Annotated in this window: 16 protein-coding genes; 7 read left to right on the top strand and 9 right to left on the bottom strand. The window is 63.5% G+C overall.

Annotated elements, in window-relative coordinates; all coding sequences use genetic code 11:
- Window positions 1–25 precede the first annotated feature (25 nt).
- Genes ACNHKD_RS10965 through ACNHKD_RS10955 form a run of 3 tightly spaced genes read left to right on the top strand, consistent with a single transcriptional unit; the run spans window position 26 to window position 2,675 of the window.
- The gene (locus ACNHKD_RS10965) at window positions 26–1,165 is read left to right on the top strand and encodes a cytochrome-c peroxidase (RefSeq protein WP_442753521.1); all 1,140 of its coding nucleotides are present in this window, start codon (window positions 26–28) and stop codon (window positions 1,163–1,165) included.
- Between the two features lie 17 nt (window positions 1,166–1,182).
- A complete protein-coding gene (locus ACNHKD_RS10960) occupies window positions 1,183–2,262 on the top strand; it encodes a metallophosphoesterase family protein (RefSeq protein ID WP_442753520.1) in 1,080 nt (359 codons plus the stop codon).
- Window positions 2,263–2,276: 14 nt separating this feature from the next.
- A complete protein-coding gene (locus tag ACNHKD_RS10955; RefSeq protein WP_442753519.1) occupies window positions 2,277–2,675 on the top strand; it encodes a c-type cytochrome in 399 nt (132 codons plus the stop codon).
- A 217-nt stretch (window positions 2,676–2,892) separates the two neighbouring features.
- Here the strand turns inward: ACNHKD_RS10955 and guaB are convergent, their stop codons facing one another.
- The 3 genes from guaB to ACNHKD_RS10940 all read right to left on the bottom strand — a co-directional run bounded on the left by guaB (window position 2,893) and on the right by ACNHKD_RS10940 (window position 7,436).
- Window positions 2,893–4,380 carry an IMP dehydrogenase gene (guaB, locus tag ACNHKD_RS10950; RefSeq protein WP_442753518.1) on the bottom strand — a complete coding sequence of 496 codons (1,488 nt, stop codon included), beginning with the start codon at window positions 4,378–4,380 and terminating at the stop codon, window positions 2,893–2,895.
- A gap of 240 nt (window positions 4,381–4,620) precedes the next feature.
- On the bottom strand, window positions 4,621–5,493 hold the full coding sequence (locus ACNHKD_RS10945; RefSeq protein WP_442753517.1) for a class I SAM-dependent methyltransferase: 873 nt from the start codon (window positions 5,491–5,493) through the stop codon (window positions 4,621–4,623).
- A gap of 125 nt (window positions 5,494–5,618) precedes the next feature.
- A complete protein-coding gene (locus tag ACNHKD_RS10940; protein ID WP_442753516.1) occupies window positions 5,619–7,436 on the bottom strand; it encodes an ABC transporter transmembrane domain-containing protein in 1,818 nt (605 codons plus the stop codon).
- Window positions 7,437–7,785: 349 nt separating this feature from the next.
- Between ACNHKD_RS10940 and ACNHKD_RS10935 the strand changes: the two genes are divergently transcribed.
- Both ACNHKD_RS10935 and ACNHKD_RS10930 read left to right on the top strand, forming a co-directional pair.
- Window positions 7,786–7,953, top strand: coding sequence for a hypothetical protein (locus ACNHKD_RS10935; RefSeq protein ID WP_192815579.1), 168 nt, complete (start codon window positions 7,786–7,788; stop codon window positions 7,951–7,953).
- Between the two features lie 58 nt (window positions 7,954–8,011).
- Entirely contained in the window at window positions 8,012–8,179 is a 168-nt protein-coding gene (locus tag ACNHKD_RS10930; protein WP_192815579.1) for a hypothetical protein, read from the top strand.
- Window positions 8,180–8,488: 309 nt separating this feature from the next.
- Here ACNHKD_RS10930 and ACNHKD_RS10925 read toward each other — a convergent pair whose 3' ends face one another.
- The 3 genes from ACNHKD_RS10925 to ACNHKD_RS10915 form a co-directional block, all read right to left on the bottom strand.
- Window positions 8,489–10,147, bottom strand: a complete 1,659-nt coding sequence (locus tag ACNHKD_RS10925) for an acyl-CoA synthetase (RefSeq protein WP_442753515.1) — start codon at window positions 10,145–10,147, stop codon at window positions 8,489–8,491.
- A gap of 90 nt (window positions 10,148–10,237) precedes the next feature.
- Window positions 10,238–10,684, bottom strand: coding sequence for a hypothetical protein (locus tag ACNHKD_RS10920; RefSeq protein WP_442753514.1), 447 nt, complete (start codon window positions 10,682–10,684; stop codon window positions 10,238–10,240).
- A 60-nt stretch (window positions 10,685–10,744) separates the two neighbouring features.
- Window positions 10,745–11,458, bottom strand: coding sequence for a DUF1013 domain-containing protein (locus ACNHKD_RS10915; RefSeq protein ID WP_442753513.1), 714 nt, complete (start codon window positions 11,456–11,458; stop codon window positions 10,745–10,747).
- A gap of 414 nt (window positions 11,459–11,872) precedes the next feature.
- Between ACNHKD_RS10915 and purM the strand changes: the two genes are divergently transcribed.
- Both purM and purN read left to right on the top strand, forming a co-directional pair.
- Entirely contained in the window at window positions 11,873–12,937 is a 1,065-nt protein-coding gene (gene purM / locus ACNHKD_RS10910) for a phosphoribosylformylglycinamidine cyclo-ligase (RefSeq protein ID WP_442753512.1), read from the top strand.
- A gap of 144 nt (window positions 12,938–13,081) precedes the next feature.
- A complete protein-coding gene (purN, locus tag ACNHKD_RS10905) occupies window positions 13,082–13,771 on the top strand; it encodes a phosphoribosylglycinamide formyltransferase (protein ID WP_442753511.1) in 690 nt (229 codons plus the stop codon).
- Here purN and ACNHKD_RS10900 read toward each other — a convergent pair.
- The 3 genes from ACNHKD_RS10900 to tpiA form a co-directional block, all read right to left on the bottom strand.
- The gene (locus ACNHKD_RS10900) at window positions 13,759–15,348 is read right to left on the bottom strand and encodes an ATP-binding protein (RefSeq protein ID WP_442753510.1); all 1,590 of its coding nucleotides are present in this window, start codon (window positions 15,346–15,348) and stop codon (window positions 13,759–13,761) included. The genes purN and ACNHKD_RS10900 overlap by 13 nt on opposite strands.
- Window positions 15,349–15,516: 168 nt before the next feature.
- The gene (ndk, locus tag ACNHKD_RS10895; RefSeq protein ID WP_442753509.1) at window positions 15,517–15,939 is read right to left on the bottom strand and encodes a nucleoside-diphosphate kinase; all 423 of its coding nucleotides are present in this window, start codon (window positions 15,937–15,939) and stop codon (window positions 15,517–15,519) included.
- Between the two features lie 148 nt (window positions 15,940–16,087).
- On the bottom strand, window positions 16,088–16,840 hold the full coding sequence (gene tpiA, locus ACNHKD_RS10890) for a triose-phosphate isomerase (protein WP_442753508.1): 753 nt from the start codon (window positions 16,838–16,840) through the stop codon (window positions 16,088–16,090).
- Between the last annotated feature and the right edge of the window lie 43 nt (window positions 16,841–16,883).

Below are 16,883 nucleotides of genomic sequence, written 5' to 3'. Positions count from 1 at the left end.
CCGTCGCTATGAGAGGGAGCAAACGATGCGTTGGCAGGATTTGGCGCACAGCCCGGATGCGCTCGCGGGCGCCGTCTTCGGGATCGCGATCGGCCTCGGCGTCGCGGCCGCCGAGCCTCTCGGCCTGCCGCCCGTGCCCGTGCCCTCGAACAATCCACAGTCCCCGGAGAAGATCGCGCTCGGCGACAAGCTCTTTCACGACAAACGCTTCTCCATCGACGGCACGGTGAGTTGCGCGACCTGCCATGAGGACGCGAAAGCGTTCACGGACAGCCCCCTGAAGGCGTCCCAGGGTCATCACAAGCTGACCGGCACGCGCAACGCCCCGACGGTGCTCAACGCCGCCTATTTCACGACCCTCTTTTGGGACGGACGCTCCTCCTCGCTGGAGGATCAGTCTCAATTCCCGATGGTCAACCCGGTCGAGATGGGTCTTCAGGATCACGCGCCCGTGCTGAAGATCGTGCGAGAAGACCCCGCTTATGTCGACGGGTTCAAAAGAGCCTTCGGAAAGAGCGGCGACGGCGTCACGATGGAGGAGGTGAAGATGGCCATCGCCGCCTTCGAGCGCACCATCGTCTCCGCAGACTCGCCTTTCGACAGATGGTATTTCGGCGGGGACCCCAAGGCGATCGGCGATGCGGCGCGGCGCGGCTTCGAGGTCTTCATCGGTCAGGGGCGTTGCGTGTCCTGCCACGTCATCGAACAGACGCAGGCGCTCTTCACGGATAACAGGTTCCACAACATCGGCGTGGGCATCAACCGAATCCAGGCGGACGTGCCCAGATTGGCGGGCGAATTCCTTAGAGCGAAGGCGGCGGGAGCCGATGTCGACAAGGCGGTGCTCTCGGATCCGAAGACGTCCGACCTGGGCCGCTTCGCGGTGACCAACGCCTTCGACGAGATCGGGGGGTTCAAGACCTCGACGCTGCGCAACGTCGCCTTGACCGCGCCCTATATGCACGACGGCTCGCTGAAGACGCTGAAGGACGTCGTCAAACACTACAATGAAGGCGGCAAGAGTCCCGGCGACCCCAATCCGATCAATCCTTATCTGTCCGGCGGCATACGCCCGCTCAACCTGACCGACCAGCAGATCGACGATCTCGTCGCGTTCATGGAGACGCTGACGAGCCCGTCCGTCGCCGCGGCGCAGAAGAAATAAGGCCGAGGGAGAGAAGCATGACCAAACCTGTCACTAGGCGAAGCGTGATGGCGGCCGGCGCCGCGGGACTCGCGGGAACGCTCGCGACGCTGCCGATCAGCATGGTGCGTCTCGCTTTTGCCGGAACGCGCGAGGACGTCTCGTTCACCTACATCTCGGATTCGCATATCCAGCAGATCAAGGGCGCGAATTTCGTGCGCAACTGGGATATGGGCCTCAAGCGCGCGGTCGCCGAAGCCAATCTCATCCAACCCGAGGTCGATTTCGTGATGTTCGGCGGCGACCTCGCGCAGCTCGGCAAGCGGGAGGAGCTCGATCACGGCGCCGAAATGCTCTCGGCGCTGAAGGGCAAGCTCTACGCCGTCATGGGCGAGCACGACTATTATCTCGACCTCGGCGACTACTGGTCGAAGCTCTATGGCCCGCAATGGTACAGCTTCGACGTGAAGGGCGTGCATTTCATCGTCCTGAACTCGATCCTGACCACGGATGAGTGGACTTTCCATCGCTGGCCGACGGCGGAGCAGCGCATGCTGGAAATGGCCGGGCTCGACAATCCGAACGGCTCGCCTTTCATGGTTGGCGAGAAGCAGCGCAAATGGCTCGCGGACGATCTCTCGAAAGTCTCCAAGGACACGCCGGTCGTCGTCTTCTCGCACTCTCCGCTGCAGAAAATCTACAAGGGGTGGAATTTCTGGACGGACGACGCGGAAGAAGTGCAGGCGCTGCTTGCGCCTTTCAAGAGCGTGAACGTCATCTACGGACACGTTCACCAGATTCAGTACAACCAGATCGGCAACATCGCCTTCAACTCCGTGATGGCGACAGCCTGGCCCTGGCCCTACCCCGCGACCTATGCCCAGGCGGAAAGCCATCTGCCCGTGCTCACCGTGCCGATGAACCGCGCCGATCCCTTCTTCGAGCGCGACGCCACTGGCTGGCAGCTCATCGACGTGAATTCCGGCCGGGTCACCGCGCGCTATCAACTCTGGGACAATGACCGGCGCGTCGTCGGCTTCGATCCGGCCCAGGGTCATCCTGTCGACAAGACCTATCAGGACGCGTCGCGCCGCAAGATCGCGCAGGCTCATTATTGATTGGGAGGAACATCATGCGTCTGCACATTGCCGCCCTCGCTGTTCTCGCGGGGTTCGCCGGCGTCCCCGCTTTCGCCGACGAGTTCAAGAAGTCGGATATTGAGCGCTGGCAGGCGGAATATGAAACCGTCGCCAAAAAAGGCCGCGAACTCTGGACGAACGGCGCGGTGGGAACGAACGGCGTGGCCTGCGCCCAATGTCATCCCAATGCGGCCAACACGCATCCGGAGACTTACCCGAAATTTCAAAAGCAGATTGGCAAGGTCGCGCAGCTCTGGGAAATGGTGAACTGGTGCATCCGCAATCCGCTGCAGGGACAGTCGCTCGCGGCCGACGACCCCAGGATGACCGCCCTGCTCTCCTACATCCATTATGAAAGGCGCGGCGTGAAGCTCGAGCCGGGCAAGCATTGAACCAGGCTCGGGCTTGCGTCCCACTTTAGCTTCTGCATTCGGATCGCTTACGCAGTCATGGCGACGCCCCTCGTGCTTCGAGACGCCTGCTTCGCAGGCTCCTCAGCATGAGGGGCTTCTTTATCCTGCGTCAAACACTTAGGCCTCATCCTGAGGAGCGCGCGCAGCGCGCGTCTCGAAGGAAGAGGCCGCCTCGGAGGTTTACTGTCGTCTTTCCTCAAACGCCCGTCGGATAGTTCGGGCTCTCGCGCGTGATCGCCACGTCGTGCACATGGCTTTCGCGCAGCCCGGCATTGGTGATGCGCACGAATTGCGCGCGGTCCTGGAACTCGCGAATCGTCGGCGCGCCGACGTAACCCATGGCGGAGCGCAGGCCGCCCGCGAGCTGATAGAGAATCGGGCCGATCGGACCGCGATAGGGCACCTGGCCTTCAATGCCCTCGGGCACGAGCTTGAGCTGATCCTTCACGTCGCCCTGGAAGTAGCGCGTCGCCGAGCCGGCCGTCATGGCGCCGACCGAGCCCATGCCGCGATAGGCCTTGAAGGAGCGGCCCTGATAGAGGAACACCTCGCCGGGCGACTCCTCCGTGCCGGCGAAGAGCGAGCCGATCATCACCACTTCGGCGCCCGCCGCGACGGCCTTGGCGAGATCGCCGGAATATTTCACGCCCCCGTCGCCGATTATCGGCACGTCATGTTTACGCGCCTCCTCGGCGACCTCCATGATGGCGGTGAGCTGCGGCACGCCGACGCCGGCGACGATGCGCGTCGTGCAGATGGAGCCCGGGCCGATGCCGACCTTGATCGCGTCGGCGCCCGAATCGATGAGCGCCTTGGCCGCCTCGGCGGTGGCGATGTTGCCGGCGATGATCTGAACCTTGTTGTTCTCGCGCTTGACGCGCGACACCTGGTCGATGACGGCCTGGGAATGGCCATGCGCCGTGTCGATCACGATGCAGTCCGCTCCTGCGTCGATGAGCTGAAGCGCGCGCTCATAGCCGTGATCGCCCACGGTGGACGCCGCGGCGACGCGCAGACGCCCCTCGGGATCCTTGCAGGCGTTAGGGTGCTGGGTGGCCTTCTCGATGTCCTTCACCGTGACGAGCCCGACACACCGATAATCCTCGTCGACGACCAGCAGCTTTTCGATGCGGTGCTCGTGGAGGAGACGGCGCGCTTCTTCCTGCCCTACGCCTTCGCGGACGGTGACGAGCTTCTTCGTCATCAGCTCGGCGATGGGCTGGCTCCTGTCCTGGGCGAAGCGCACGTCGCGGTTCGTGAGAATGCCGGCGAGTCTGCCCTTGCCGCCGGCCGCGCCGCGCTCGACCACCGGAATGCCGGAAATGCCGTTCGACGCCATAAGCGACAGCGCGTCGGCAAGGGTCGCGTCGGGGAAGATGGTGATCGGGTCGACCACCATGCCGCTCTCATAGCGCTTCACTTTGCGCACTTCGGCGGCCTGGTCCGCGGGCGAGAGGTTTTGGTGGATCACGCCGATTCCGCCGGCCTGCGCCATGGCGATGGCGAGCCGCGCCTCGGTCACCGTGTCCATGGCGGCCGAAATGATCGGAAGGTTGAGCCCGATCTCACGCGTGAGGCGCGTCGAGACGTCGACGGCGGAGGGCATCACGCGGGAATGGCCGGGCCGCAAGAGCACGTCGTCGAAAGTAAGCGCTTCGGTCAACGTGGCGGTCAATCGGGCCATGGGGCCAACTCCTTCATCAAGCGGGACAACGGCGGTCGCTCGCGCGCCGCCGTTCGGGGTTGGCGGGTGCTCATAGCATTAATCTTTGCAAAGGCAAATGGCGCCGTCTCGACAGACTCGAAACGCCCGCGTCGCGGCGCACTCCGACAGGCCGGGCTTACGCTCGGCGGCCACAGGCGCGATTGAGATCGAAACAGGGGCGCGCGATGAGGGTCTCGGCGCCCCCGGCGCGGCGCGGCGTCAGCGCCGCCGCAGCGCGATAATATCCTGCGCGGTCGACCCATCGGCTATGTAGCCGACGACGTCGAACAGATGAGCGGCGTTCGCTTCGAACCATCTTGCCGTGACGAAAGCTTCCGCATAGTCCGACGTATTCGCGCGAGGATCTGGCAGGAAAAAAAATCCGCCCTTCTCAATTTTGTCGATCACCGCCGGTATGTCGTTGCGCGGCAGTCTCTCGGCGATCAGTTTTCGCCAGAAATCCACCGTCTCGCCCTTTTCGAGAGCATGATGCGCGTCGATCATGCCCTTCAGGAAGTGCGTTCCCAGGATCGTAAGGAACACGAGCCCGCCCGGTTTGACCACCCGGGCGAATTCCACAATCCATTCACGCAGCCGCGCCTCGGTGAGATGCGTGAATATCGAGTACGAAACCAGAAAGTCGGCAAAACCGTCTTTGAAAAGGAGCGGCGGATGCGGATCGCTCTTGACGAAGTTGATCATCGCATTGTGCTTGCGCGCCTCGATTATGAAGTCATAAGGCTCAACCGCATAAATTCTCGACGCAGCGAAATCGCGCATGAAGGCGCGGCAAATTCGTCCCCAGCCGGCGCCGAAATCGATGAGCGCGTCTCCTTCTTTTGGAGGCCGGCCGCATTGCGCGGCGATTTCGAGGCACTTTTCCCTGAAATGCAACGCTCCACGGATCGCAAGCTCGTTTGGCGCCCCCTGCAGGTGACGCTGTAATTCAGGGTCGGGAAAGCTTGGGAATGAAAACCCCCTGACTTGGGTTTCAGTTACGCTCTTAACGAGGTCGGAGCGCCATTCAGAGACAGGACGGTCTTTGTAGAAATTATGGATCGCATCGATTTTGTCGTCGACCAGGAGCGTCATGTTGAGATCCTTGGGATTTGCCCTCCCTTGAACTCTACCGCCAACGCCGCCCTCAGACAACGGCGCATTTTGGTTAAGCCACTAATCCAACAAAGTTTTTTGGCGGACAAACCTTATTCGGCCGCCTATCCGGCGGTCGCCCGCTCCGTATCGAATTGCAGCTTGGCGAGGCGGGCATAGAGGCCGCCGGCGGCGCTCAGCGTCGCATGCGTTCCCTCTTCCACGATGCGGCCGTCGTCCATCACGACGATGCGGTCGGCTTCGAGCACGGTGGCGAGGCGATGCGCGATGACGATGCTGGTGCGGCCTTCCATGACGTCATGGAGCGCCGCCTGCACGGCCGCCTCGTTCTCCGCGTCGAGCGCGGAGGTCGCTTCGTCGAGGAGCAGCACGGGCGCGTCGGCGAGAATGGCCCGCGCAATGGCGAGGCGCTGCCGCTGACCGCCGGAAAGCGTCACGCCGCGTTCGCCGAGCATCGTGTCGTAGCCCTGCGGCAAGGCGGAAATGAATTCATGCGCCTGGGCGCGTCTGGCGGCGGAGACGATCGCCTCGCGCCCGGCGCCCTCGCGGCCATAGGCGATGTTCTCAGCAACCGAGACGCCGAAAATCACCGGGTCCTGTGGCGCGAGCGCAATGGCTTTGCGCAGGTCGACGGGGTCGAGCGCGCGCAGATCGACGCCGTCGAGCGTAATCGCTCCCTTGTCGACATCATAGAAACGCAGCAGCAGCGAGAAGAGCGTCGACTTGCCGGCGCCAGAAGGGCCAACGAGCGCGACGCGCTCTCCCGGCGCGACCGTCAGCGTCAGATCGCGCAGCGCGGAACGATCCGGCGCGGTCGGATAGGAGAACCCGACATGCTCAAACGCGATCCGGCCCCGCCACCGCGCGGGAGCCGGCGTCGGATGGGCGGGCGCCAGGATTTTCGGCTTCACCGCGAGAATTTCCGCGATGCGCGAAGCGGCTCCGGCTGCGGCGACCACTTCGCTCCACACGGAGGACAATTCGCCAAGCGAGCTTGCGCCGAGAACGGCGTAGAGCACGAATTGCGACAGGAGGCCCGAACTCATGCGGCCGGCGAGCACGTCCTGCGCGCCGAGCCAAAGGACCGCGACGATGCTGGTGAAGACGACGAGAATCGCGCCGGCGGTCACGAAGGCGCGCGCGAGCGTTGCGGCCTGCGCGGCCTCATAGGCGGTCTCGACGCCCCGCTTGAAGCGCGCGACGGTCGAAGCCTGCGCGCCGTTCGCTTGCATCGCGCGCACGGCCGAAAGATTTTCGCCCGCATAGGCGGCCGCCTCGGCCAGTGTGTCCTGAGCGCGCCGGGAGCGCTTTCGCACGCTGCGCCCCGACGCGATGAGCGGCAGCACGATGATCGGGATCGCCGCGAGCGCCAGTCCCGCGAGCTTCGGACTCGTCGCGAACATCATGATGACGGCGCCGACGAACATGAACATGTTACGCAGCGCGACCGACGCCGAAGAGCCAAAGGCCGATTTGAGCAATGTCGTGTCGGCCGTTAGACGCGACATCAATTCGCCGGTCTTCGCCGTGTCGTAAAACGCGGCGTCGAGCGAGGTCAGATGCTTGAAGAGATCGGCGCGCAGATCCGCTACGACGCGCTCGCCGAGCGTCATGACAAAATAGTAGCGGGTGGCGGAAGCCAGCGCGAGAGTCGCAGCGACGCCGATCATCGCGCCGAAATAGGCGTTCACGGTCCCCGCGCTGTCCGTCGAGAAACCATGGTCGATCATGCCGCGCACGGCGGCCGGCAATGTCAGCGTCGCGCCGGACGCGAGAAGCAACGCGGCGAAAGCGAGGGCGATCGTGCGCTTGTAGCGCAGAGCGTACGGCAAGAGCGGGCGCAGCGGCGCAAGCGTGGCGCCGACAAGGCGATTCGAGCCGGCGGGAGCGGCGGCGGATGCAGTGGGGTTGATCTCGGTCATGACCCGTCCCTATAGCGCCCTACGCCGGCGAAAACGACCGTGTCTCAGAGGCGCTCCTTGATGCAGCGCAATATAAAAATGTGCGCCGCGTCATAAAAATTTTTTGTCAACCGATTAGACCGATTAGCGGGGCCGTTCGTTGGAGAGCGGCCGAATTGTCCATTTTTTCAATGATTTGCTTGGTGCGACATGTTGTCGCGGAAAAAGGGCGCGAAGGCTGGACAGGGCGGAAACTTATGCTACCTTTCCCCTGCGTCGAATTGACGCGCCACCACAAAAGTGGGGTAAAGCGCCAAGGAAAAACAAAAGCATAAGGCGCGGCTCTGGGAACGAAAGAGGAGTGAAGGTTATGGCTGACAAAGAATTCGAAATCACGACGAACACCTACATCTTCGCTGGCGTCGGCGCCGTCCTGCTGGGCGGTCTCGCGGCTGCCGCTCTCGGCGGCATGCAGAACACGATCGCCGCCGGCGTCGTCGGCGCGCTCGCGGGCGGCTGCCTCGGCCTCTTCTTCTAATCCATGGCGCCGAGCCTCACGGCTCGGCTCTGGTCCGCTCACACAGGGAGTGAAAATCATGGCTGACAAAGAATTCGAAATCACGACGAACACCTACATCTTCGCTGGCGTCGGCGCGGTTCTCCTCGGCGGTCTCGCGGCGGCGGCTCTCGGCGGCATGCAGAACACGATCGCCGCTGGCGTCGTCGGCGCCCTCGCGGGCGGCTGCCTCGGCTTGTTCTTCTAATCGACCCATTCGGCAGACGCTGGTCTGGCCGCCGGCGTAAGCCAGTCGACACCAGCCAGCAATTGCGGATGCGATTGCTGGCTGTGCTGTTTTCAGGATGACTTTCTTCGAAGACTTTTCAAGGACCGGCTTCAGGGACGCAGCGCTTTTCGACTCCGTCGAAAAGCGCTTTTTCGTTGGCGCGGTCTTCAGATCGCGCTGCGTCTGGAGGAATCGCCTAAACGCAGGCGATCGATCCAAAGGGTTTAGCGCGCTCTTTTGCGAAAAATCGGCGTCACCTTTCTCGCGGCGCGCTCCAAGGACCGCGGATCAGAGCGTCGCCGCCGTCGCGCCGCCCGGCCATATCTCCCGCGCCTTGTTTCGCAAAATGTATTTCTGAACTTTGCCCGTCGAGGTCTTGGGCAACGCGCCGAAGACGACGTGGCGCGGGCATTTGAAATGCGCGAGATGGGAGCGCGACCAGGCGATGATCTCCTCCGCCGTGGCCATCTCGCCTTCCTTCAGTTCGACAAAGGCGCAGGGCGTCTCCCCCCATTTGTCGTCGGGCGCGGCGACGACGGCGGCGGCCGCGACTTTCGGGTGCTTGAACAGCACGTCCTCCACCTCGATCGACGAAATATTCTCGCCGCCGGAAATGATGATGTCCTTCGAGCGGTCTTTGAGTTGAATATAGCCGTCCGGATGCATGACGCCGAGATCGCCCGAATGGAACCAGCCGCCGTGAAAGGCTTTTTCGGAGGCTGAGGCGTTCTTGAGGTATCCCTTCATCACGATATTGCCGCGAAACATCACCTCGCCCATCGTCTGGCCGTCGCGCGGCGTCGGCCGCATGGTCTCAGGGTCGATGACGTCGAGGTCTTCGAGCACACTGTAGCGCACGCCCTGGCGCGCCTTCATCTGGGCTTGCCCGGCGTCGTCGAGGTCGTCCCAGCGCTCCTGCCACTCATTGACGGCCGCCGGACCATAGGTCTCGGTCAGGCCGTAGAGATGCGTCACCTCGAAGCCGGCCGCCTTCATCGCGGCGAGCACCGCCTGGGGCGGCGGCGCGGCGGCGGTGAAGAACCGGACCGTTTCCTTGAGCGGCTTCTTCTCCGCGTCGCTGGCGTTGAGCAGCGTCGACATCACGATGGGCGCGCCGCAAAGATGCGTCACGCCGTGCTCGGCCATGAGCTCGTACATGTGACCCGCGCGCACCTGCCGCAGGCAGACATGCGTCCCCGCGGCGACCGAGATCGACCAGGGGAAGCACCAGCCGTTGCAATGGAACATCGGCAGGGTCCAGAGATAGACCGGGCGACGGCCCATATCGCCCGTCAAAATGTTGCCGAGCGCCAGCAGATAGGCGCCGCGATGATGATACACGACGCCCTTGGGGTCGCCCGTCGTGCCCGAGGTGTAGTTCAGGGAAATCGCGTCCCATTCGTCGCCGGGCGGCGCCCAGGCATAGTCCGGATCGCCGGCGAGGATGAAATCCTCATAGTCGATCGAGCCCAGCCTTTCGCCGGGACCCTTATATTCCGGATCGTCATAATCGATCAGGAGCGGCTTTGACTTGCACTGAGCCAGCGCCTCGCGAATTAAGCCGGAAAACTCGCGGTCGACGACCAGCGCCTTGGCCTCGGCATGGTCGAGCGTAAAGGCGAGGACGGGCGCGTCAAGACGCGTGTTGAGCGTATTGAGCACAGCGCCGGTCATCGGCACGCCGTAATGGCATTCGAGCATCGCCGGCGTGTTGGCGAGCATGACGGAGACCGTGTCGCCGCGCCCGACTCCGGCCTTGGCCAGCGCGCTCGCGAGGCGACGGCTGCGGGCGTAGAAGTCCCGATAGGTGCGCCGCAGGCCGCCATGGACGATCGCGATCCGGTCGGGGAAAACCGCGGCGGCGCGCGACAGGAAAGTCAGCGGCGTCAGCGGCTGGTAATTGGCCGGGTTGCGGTCGAGATCGCGATCATAGGCGGATGCGGTCATGAAAGGCTCCGGAAGGGGCGTATTGCAAGGCGCGCGCCTATACATGCAATTTTCACGGAAGGCGCCAAGCCGGAGTCGACGCTCGTCCCGTCAGCGGACGAATTTCATCGCGGCGAAAATGAACCCGCCCAGCGCAATCTGCGAAACGAAAAGCCAGCGGAGGATGTCGACTTTGAGAAACGCGGCGGAGGTGTCGATCTTCGCATCGAGCCGGGTCTCCAACGCCTTCATTTCGCGCCGGAGGTCGGCGCCCAACTCGCCCATCTCGCGCCGCAGGTCGGCCCCTTGCTCCGCCATCTCGCGCCGCAGGTCGGCGCCCAATTCGCCCATCTCGCGCCGCAGGTCGGCCCCCTGCTCCGCCATCTCGCGCCGCAGGTCGCGTCCAAGCCCTTCGACGTCGGCTTTCGTCGCGACCGTGTCCCGAAACGCGGCGTCCAGCGCGTCGGCATGGGCGCGCGCCTGCCCTTCGTCGATCCCGCCGCCCTTGAGGCGGTCGACATAGGCGAGGCGGTCGAATGTGTATGCGGGAGCGGCCATGACGAAAGGATAGGCGCAGGCGCGGGGCAAATCAACGATAAAGGTCCAGCTCTCGCTGGATTACTCGCCGAAATCGAGGTCCTTGAGACGCCCGAAGACGCGGTCGGCGTCGAAATTGTCCTCCTCCTCCGCCGGACGGGGCGTGGTCGACTTGCCGAAGACTTCCTCGGTCGTCGCGGGCTCGCGCAGGCCGGTCGTGACGGCGGCGGGAACCAGCGTCTGGCCGTGATCCTCGACAACCGCCGGACGGTCCTTGGCGGCGCGATTGACCTCGAAATCAAGGTCGATCTGAGAGCAGAGGCCGAGCGTCACCGGGTCCATCGGCGTCAAAGCCGCCGAGTTCCAGTGCGTGCGCTCGCGGATCGCCTTCAGCGTCGCCTTGGTCGTGCCGACAAGGCGCATGATTTGCGCGTCCTTCAGCTCGGGATGGTTGCGCACCAGCCAGAGAATCGCATTCGGGCGATCCTGGCGGCGGGACAGCGGCGTGTAGCGCGGGCCCCGCGCCTTCTTGACCTCCGGCACCACGACCTTCGACACGGAGAGCTTCAACTGATGCCTGGGGTCGCGCTCGCCGCGGGCGATTTCCTCGCGCGTGAGCTGCCCCGAAGTGATGGGGTCGTGGCCGCGAATGCCGGCGGCGACCTCGCCATCGGCGATGCCCTTCACCTCGAGCGGGTGCAGCTTACAAAATTCGGCGATCTGATCGAAGGTCAGCGAGGTGTTTTCGACGAGCCAGACAGCCGTCGCCTTCGGCATCAAGGGGGCGTTGCTCATCTTGAGAATCTCCTTGGTCGCGGGCATGGCGGGAGCGTCCGGCGCCGCGCCTTCGCGCTAGCGACCCATTAGGCTCGACCGTCCATGATGGGAATAAGGACCATATACGCGTTTTTGGGCAAAAGTGCAATGATTGGGCAAGGGGATTGAAGCGGATCGGGCAAGAGCGCCGCTTCCGGCAAGCCAAGCTCGATCGCCTTCGTCCCAAAAACGCGCGGGCGTTTCGTCTTTTTGAAAATCACGCGCCGCTTTTCTGCCGGTCCCGCTCCGAAAGCCGTGCGTGCGCATTTTGGCCGGCGTGGTCGACCCAGCGCGAAGCTCGCTCATTTGGCAATGTTGCGACGCCAAATTGACAGGCGCAATCCCATTGCCCATTAACCCCACACGGGCGGGAGGGCCCGCCGGGACAAGGCCATGCAAGAAAAAGCAAAAGGGCTCACCTATTCCGACGCGGGAGTCGATATCGACGCCGGCAACCGGCTCGTCGACATGATCCGCCCGGCCGTGCGGGCGACGCGCCGCCCCGGCGCGGATGGCGAGATCGGCGGCTTCGGCGGTGTCTTCGACCTCAAGGCCGCGCGTTTCGCCGACCCCGTGCTCGTCGCGGCGAATGACGGCGTCGGCACCAAGGTCAAGATCGCGATTGAGTCCGGCATGCACGGAACGATCGGAATCGACCTCGTCGCAATGTGCGTCAACGACCTCGTCGTACAGGGCGCCGAGCCGCTCTTCTTCCTCGACTATTACGCCACCGGCAGGCTCGACCCCAATGTCGCCGCCGCCGTGGTCAAGGGTGTCGCCGACGGCTGCGTCATGGCGGGCTGCGCGCTGCTCGGCGGCGAGACGGCCGAAATGCCGGGCCTCTACGCCAGCCGAGATTATGACCTCGCGGGCTTCGCCGTCGGCGCCGCCGAACGCAAGGGCCTTCTGCCGCGCGACGTCCAGCCGGGCGACGTGGCGTTCGGCCTGCCTTCCTCGGGCGTCCATTCCAACGGGTTCTCGCTGGTGCGCCGCATTGTGAAGGATACGGGCCTCTCCTGGAACGCCACCGCGCCTTTCGCGCCGGAGATGACGCTCGCCCGCGCGCTGCTCGAGCCGACGCGAATCTATGTGAAGCCCCTGCTTACGGCGCTCAAGCGCACGCCGCATATTCGCGCGCTCGCCCATATCACCGGCGGCGGCTTTCCCGACAATCTGCCGCGCGTGCTCCCCAAGGGCGTCGGCGTGTCGCTCGATCTCTCGGCGTTCGAGGTTCCACGCGTCTTCAAATGGCTCGCCAAGACGGGCGAGGTTGCTGAAAATGAGATGCTGCGCACCTTCAACTGCGGCGTCGGCATGGTCGTCTTTGCGGCCGGAGATGGCGCCGGCGAGGTCGAGAAGGTTCTGCGCGACGTCGGGGAGAGGCCTTTCCGCATCGGCGAAGCGATCGAGGCGAAGACCGGCGAGCGCGTCGTGATGAACGGGACGCTGGGGCTGTAATCTCAAAACGCGTCGTCTCTTGGCGTCACGGCCGGGCCTGTTCCGGCCATCGACGCGATTGAGCGACGACAATATGCGAGCCTCTCGCAACGTTCCGGCGTCGACGCCCGCGACAAGCCCGGGCATGACGGCCTGAGAGAAAACATGACTCGCCTGCGCACCGCCATCCTGATCTCCGGCCGCGGCTCCAATATGGACGCGCTGATCGCCGCCGCGCGCGCGCCGGACTTTCCGGCGGAAATCGTGCTGGTCCTCTCAAACAGACTCGATGCGCCGGGCCTTGCGAAAGCCAAGGCGGCGGGCGTCGCCGTGGCGGCGGTCGACCATAAAATTTACGCCGGCCGCGAGGAATTCGAGCGTTCGCTGCATGCGATGCTGGAGATTCACCGCATCGACGTCATCTGCCTCGCAGGCTTCATGCGGATTTTGACGCCCTGGTTCATCAATCAGTGGCGCGGCCGGATGCTTAACATCCACCCTGCCTTGCTCCCTTCCTATCGCGGACTGCACACGCATGAGCGCGCGCTCGCGGACGGCGTGAAAATTCACGGTTGCACTGTGCATTTCGTCGTGCCGGAAATGGACGAAGGCCCGATTGTCGCGCAGGCGGCCGTGCCCGTGCTTGACGGCGATACGGCAGAGACGCTCGGCGCGCGCGTCCTGTCGCAGGAGCATGTCATTTATCCGCTCGCGCTGCGGCTGGTCGCGTCCGGCGCTGTGCGTGTCGAGGGCAACCGGGTTCTCGGGGCCCTGCCTCAAAGCGAGGCGACGCTGGTCGCGCCGGAAGAAATTTCAGCAATGCCGGCCGGATGTGACGGCGATCAAACCGTTTGATTGAGCCATCGATCGATTGTCCCCTGGACAAGCTCCTCTTCGCCGCCCGCCTTCCCCCAGGCGGTGATGAAAGACGGGTCATGCGAATTGGGCAGGCGGCTCAGCTCGACGTTCGCGACCCGAACGCGAACGGGCGCCGGAACGCCTTCGCCCGAGATGACGCACTCCTGATTTCGCAGTCCCTGGATTGAACTCACAAGGTGCTTCCCGGCCTCGGGCAAAGCGTTTTTCAGGCAGTCCTGATCGCGAAGATTGTTCAGCCGCATCGAGATCAATGTGCCGCATTGGGAAAGCGCCGCTGGCGAGAGGTCGGAGGGTCGTTGCGTCACCAACCCCAACGCGACGCCATGCTTGCGTCCCTCTTTCGCGATGCGTTCGAGGATCGAGCTTGCTGCAGCGCTTTTGCTCGCCTCCCCGCCAGGAAGATAATTTTGCGCCTCCTCGCAAACCAGGAGGACCGGACGAACTTTCCCTTCTCGTGACCATATGCCGAAATTGAAGATGAGTCGGGCGAGAACGGCGACGACGGCGTCCACGACTTCCGATGGCGCGTTCGAAAGGTCGACGACCGAAATCGGCCGTCCGTTGGCGGGCAGCCGCAAAAGCGTCGAAATGACGTAATCGAGCGGCGCCGCATAGAGGGACTCGTCGAAGACGAAACGAAACCGCCGGTCGGTGACGACCTGCGCGACTTTTTGCTTGAGGCGGATATAAAACCGCGCCTCGGCGTATTTCTCGAGTCTGCCCAGTTGCTCGTCAATGGCCGAGATCAGGTCCCCAAGGAAATAAGGCAGAGGCGTATCGACGTGCAGATTCGAGATCGATCTGGAGAGAGGATTCTTCGCACGGGCCGCAAGCAGACATTTCGCGATAATGTCCTTGTCGATTTCTCGATCGGCGCCCCGCGCGGCGAAGAACTCGCAATGCTCCTCCAGATTCATCAGCCAGTATGGCAATGACAGATTTTGCACATCGAGGAGCACCGCACTTTCGCTGAAGGATGTCGCATATTCGCCGTGCGGATCGATGACGACGATGTGCCCCTCGGGCGCCCTCCGGGCGATCCCGTTCAAAATCAGCGAAACCAGCGTGGACTTGCCAGTGCCCGAAGATCCGAAGATCGCGAAATGCCGACTTAGAAACCGGTCGACGTAAAGCATCGCATCGACGCTCTCCGTCGGATGTATGGAGCCGATTCTGATGGAGCCTCTGTCGTCGTCGGCGAAAGCCCGCTTCAGATCGTCTTCGGAGACAGCGCAAACCGGGGCGCCAGGGCGCGGATAGGCCGATACGCCCTGCCGGAAGCGCGTTAGGCCGCCATCATCGGCGACACTTGTTTCGCCGATGAACTCGAGGACGGCGACAACGCCCGCTCCGCGCAGATCCCTGATCTGCTTCAGCTCTCTTATCTCACCCAACAGCCACAGCTCGTCCAGCTTCAATTTGAGCCGACTTCCGATCGAGCCGGCGTCCGCTTTCCTGACGGCAAGATCGTCGAGCCGGCATGTCGCGCCGACCGCATTAACTTCTTCAATATAGCCTATAACAAGCTCTTTCTGCGCAGACGCATCGAGCATTTATTGTCTCCAGACCAGAAGTCTCTGCTTCGATCGCAAAGAAATTACCGGCGAATTTTCTAGGAAATAGTTTTCCAGTTCAAGCTTTACCGTTGCCGCTCCAGGAGCGCAAAAAGAAAGCGGCCGGGAAAGCTCCCGGCCGCTCCTGAAAGACATGCGGCGGCCTGGTTAGCCGACGATCTCGTTGCCCGAGAAGAACTGCGCGATTTCGATCGCGGCGGTCTCCGGGGCGTCGGAGCCGTGCACGGAATTCTCGCCGACCGACAGCGCGTGCTCCTTGCGGATGGTGCCCGGCGCGGCGTTGGCCGGGTTGGTCGCGCCCATGACTTCACGATATTTGGCGATCGCGTTCTCGCCCTCGAGCACCTGCACGACGACCGGCTCGGAAATCATGAAGTCGACGAGCTCGCCGAAGAAGGGGCGCTCCTTATGCACGGCATAGAAGGTCTCGGCCTGCTCGCGGGTCATGCGGATGCGCTTCTGCGCGACGATGCGCAGGCCGGCGTCCTCGATGATGGCGTTGATCTTGCCGGTGAGGTTGCGCTTGGTCGCGTCGGGCTTGATGATGGAAAAAGTGCGTTCGATCGCCATGAGAGCGCATCGCCTCGTGAGTTGGAGTGCTGGAATTCTATAGTTTAGAGCGCGCTTCCGGCGAAAAACGGGGGCTTCTCGCCGCGCGCTCCAGACGTGAGCGCCGCGCTTATACCGGCGGCGCCGCGCCGCGGCAAGCCTGCGGCCGTCAGCGATAGGCTTCGGCGATCGCCATGAAATCGATCGCCTTGAGGCTCGCGCCGCCCACCAGCGCGCCGTCCACATTCTCCACGGCCATCAATTCGGGCGCATTGGCGGGCTTCACTGAGCCGCCATAGAGAATTCGGATGGACTCGCTTTTGCCGCCGCCCAGCCGCGCCTCGATCTGCTCGCGCGCGAACTTATGCATTTCGGCAACGTCGGCGGGCGTCGGCGTCAGGCCCGTGCCGATGGCCCAGACGGGCTCGTAGGCGACGACGATGGTCCCTGGCGCGTCGGCGGGCAGCGACCCTTCAATTTGCCGCCCGACGATGGAAAGCGCGGCGCCAGCCTCACGCTCCGCGCGCGTTTCCCCGACGCAGACGATGGGCGTCAGCCCGGCGCATAGCGCAGCGGCCGCCTTCGCCTGCACGATCCTGTCCGTCTCCCCATGCTCCGCGCGCCGCTCGCTATGGCCGACGATGACATAGGACGCGCCCACATCCTTCAGCATTTTCGCGGAAATGTCGCCCGTATGGGCGCCGCTTTCGGAAAGGTGGCAGTCCTGCGCGCCGAGCCCGACCCCGCCCTGAGTGGCGACTTCCAGCGCCAGACCAATCAGGGTCGCGGGCGGGCAGATGATCAGCTCCACCTTTCTCTTGAGCGCCGCGTCATAGGCTGTCGCCATCGCGGCGACTTCCGCAAGCGAGGCGATGAACCCGTTCATTTTCCAGTTTCCAGCGACGAGCGGACGGCGGGGCATGGGAGACAATCCTTCAATCTGAAAGACGTTACCTAACAGAAGC

The sequence above is a fragment of the Methylocystis sp. JAN1 genome (assembly GCF_052186135.1).
Lineage (GTDB): Bacteria > Pseudomonadota > Alphaproteobacteria > Rhizobiales > Beijerinckiaceae > Methylocystis.
The sequence above is the reverse complement of the archived record's forward strand: the minus strand, read 5'-3'. Positions and strand labels throughout refer to the sequence as shown.

Coding starts and splice junctions, on each gene's coding strand:
- ACNHKD_RS10965 (WP_442753521.1), top strand. CDS start 26: ATGCGTTGGCAGGATTTGGCGCACAGCCCGGATGCGCTCGCGGGCGCC.
- ACNHKD_RS10960 (WP_442753520.1), top strand. CDS start 1,183: ATGACCAAACCTGTCACTAGGCGAAGCGTGATGGCGGCCGGCGCCGCG.
- ACNHKD_RS10955 (WP_442753519.1), top strand. CDS start 2,277: ATGCGTCTGCACATTGCCGCCCTCGCTGTTCTCGCGGGGTTCGCCGGC.
- guaB (WP_442753518.1), bottom strand. CDS start 4,380: ATGGCCCGATTGACCGCCACGTTGACCGAAGCGCTTACTTTCGACGAC.
- ACNHKD_RS10945 (WP_442753517.1), bottom strand. CDS start 5,493: ATGACGCTCCTGGTCGACGACAAAATCGATGCGATCCATAATTTCTAC.
- ACNHKD_RS10940 (WP_442753516.1), bottom strand. CDS start 7,436: ATGACCGAGATCAACCCCACTGCATCCGCCGCCGCTCCCGCCGGCTCG.
- ACNHKD_RS10935 (WP_192815579.1), top strand. CDS start 7,786: ATGGCTGACAAAGAATTCGAAATCACGACGAACACCTACATCTTCGCT.
- ACNHKD_RS10930 (WP_192815579.1), top strand. CDS start 8,012: ATGGCTGACAAAGAATTCGAAATCACGACGAACACCTACATCTTCGCT.
- ACNHKD_RS10925 (WP_442753515.1), bottom strand. CDS start 10,147: ATGACCGCATCCGCCTATGATCGCGATCTCGACCGCAACCCGGCCAAT.
- ACNHKD_RS10920 (WP_442753514.1), bottom strand. CDS start 10,684: ATGGCCGCTCCCGCATACACATTCGACCGCCTCGCCTATGTCGACCGC.
- ACNHKD_RS10915 (WP_442753513.1), bottom strand. CDS start 11,458: ATGAGCAACGCCCCCTTGATGCCGAAGGCGACGGCTGTCTGGCTCGTC.
- purM (WP_442753512.1), top strand. CDS start 11,873: ATGCAAGAAAAAGCAAAAGGGCTCACCTATTCCGACGCGGGAGTCGAT.
- purN (WP_442753511.1), top strand. CDS start 13,082: ATGACTCGCCTGCGCACCGCCATCCTGATCTCCGGCCGCGGCTCCAAT.
- ACNHKD_RS10900 (WP_442753510.1), bottom strand. CDS start 15,348: ATGCTCGATGCGTCTGCGCAGAAAGAGCTTGTTATAGGCTATATTGAA.
- ndk (WP_442753509.1), bottom strand. CDS start 15,939: ATGGCGATCGAACGCACTTTTTCCATCATCAAGCCCGACGCGACCAAG.
- tpiA (WP_442753508.1), bottom strand. CDS start 16,840: ATGCCCCGCCGTCCGCTCGTCGCTGGAAACTGGAAAATGAACGGGTTC.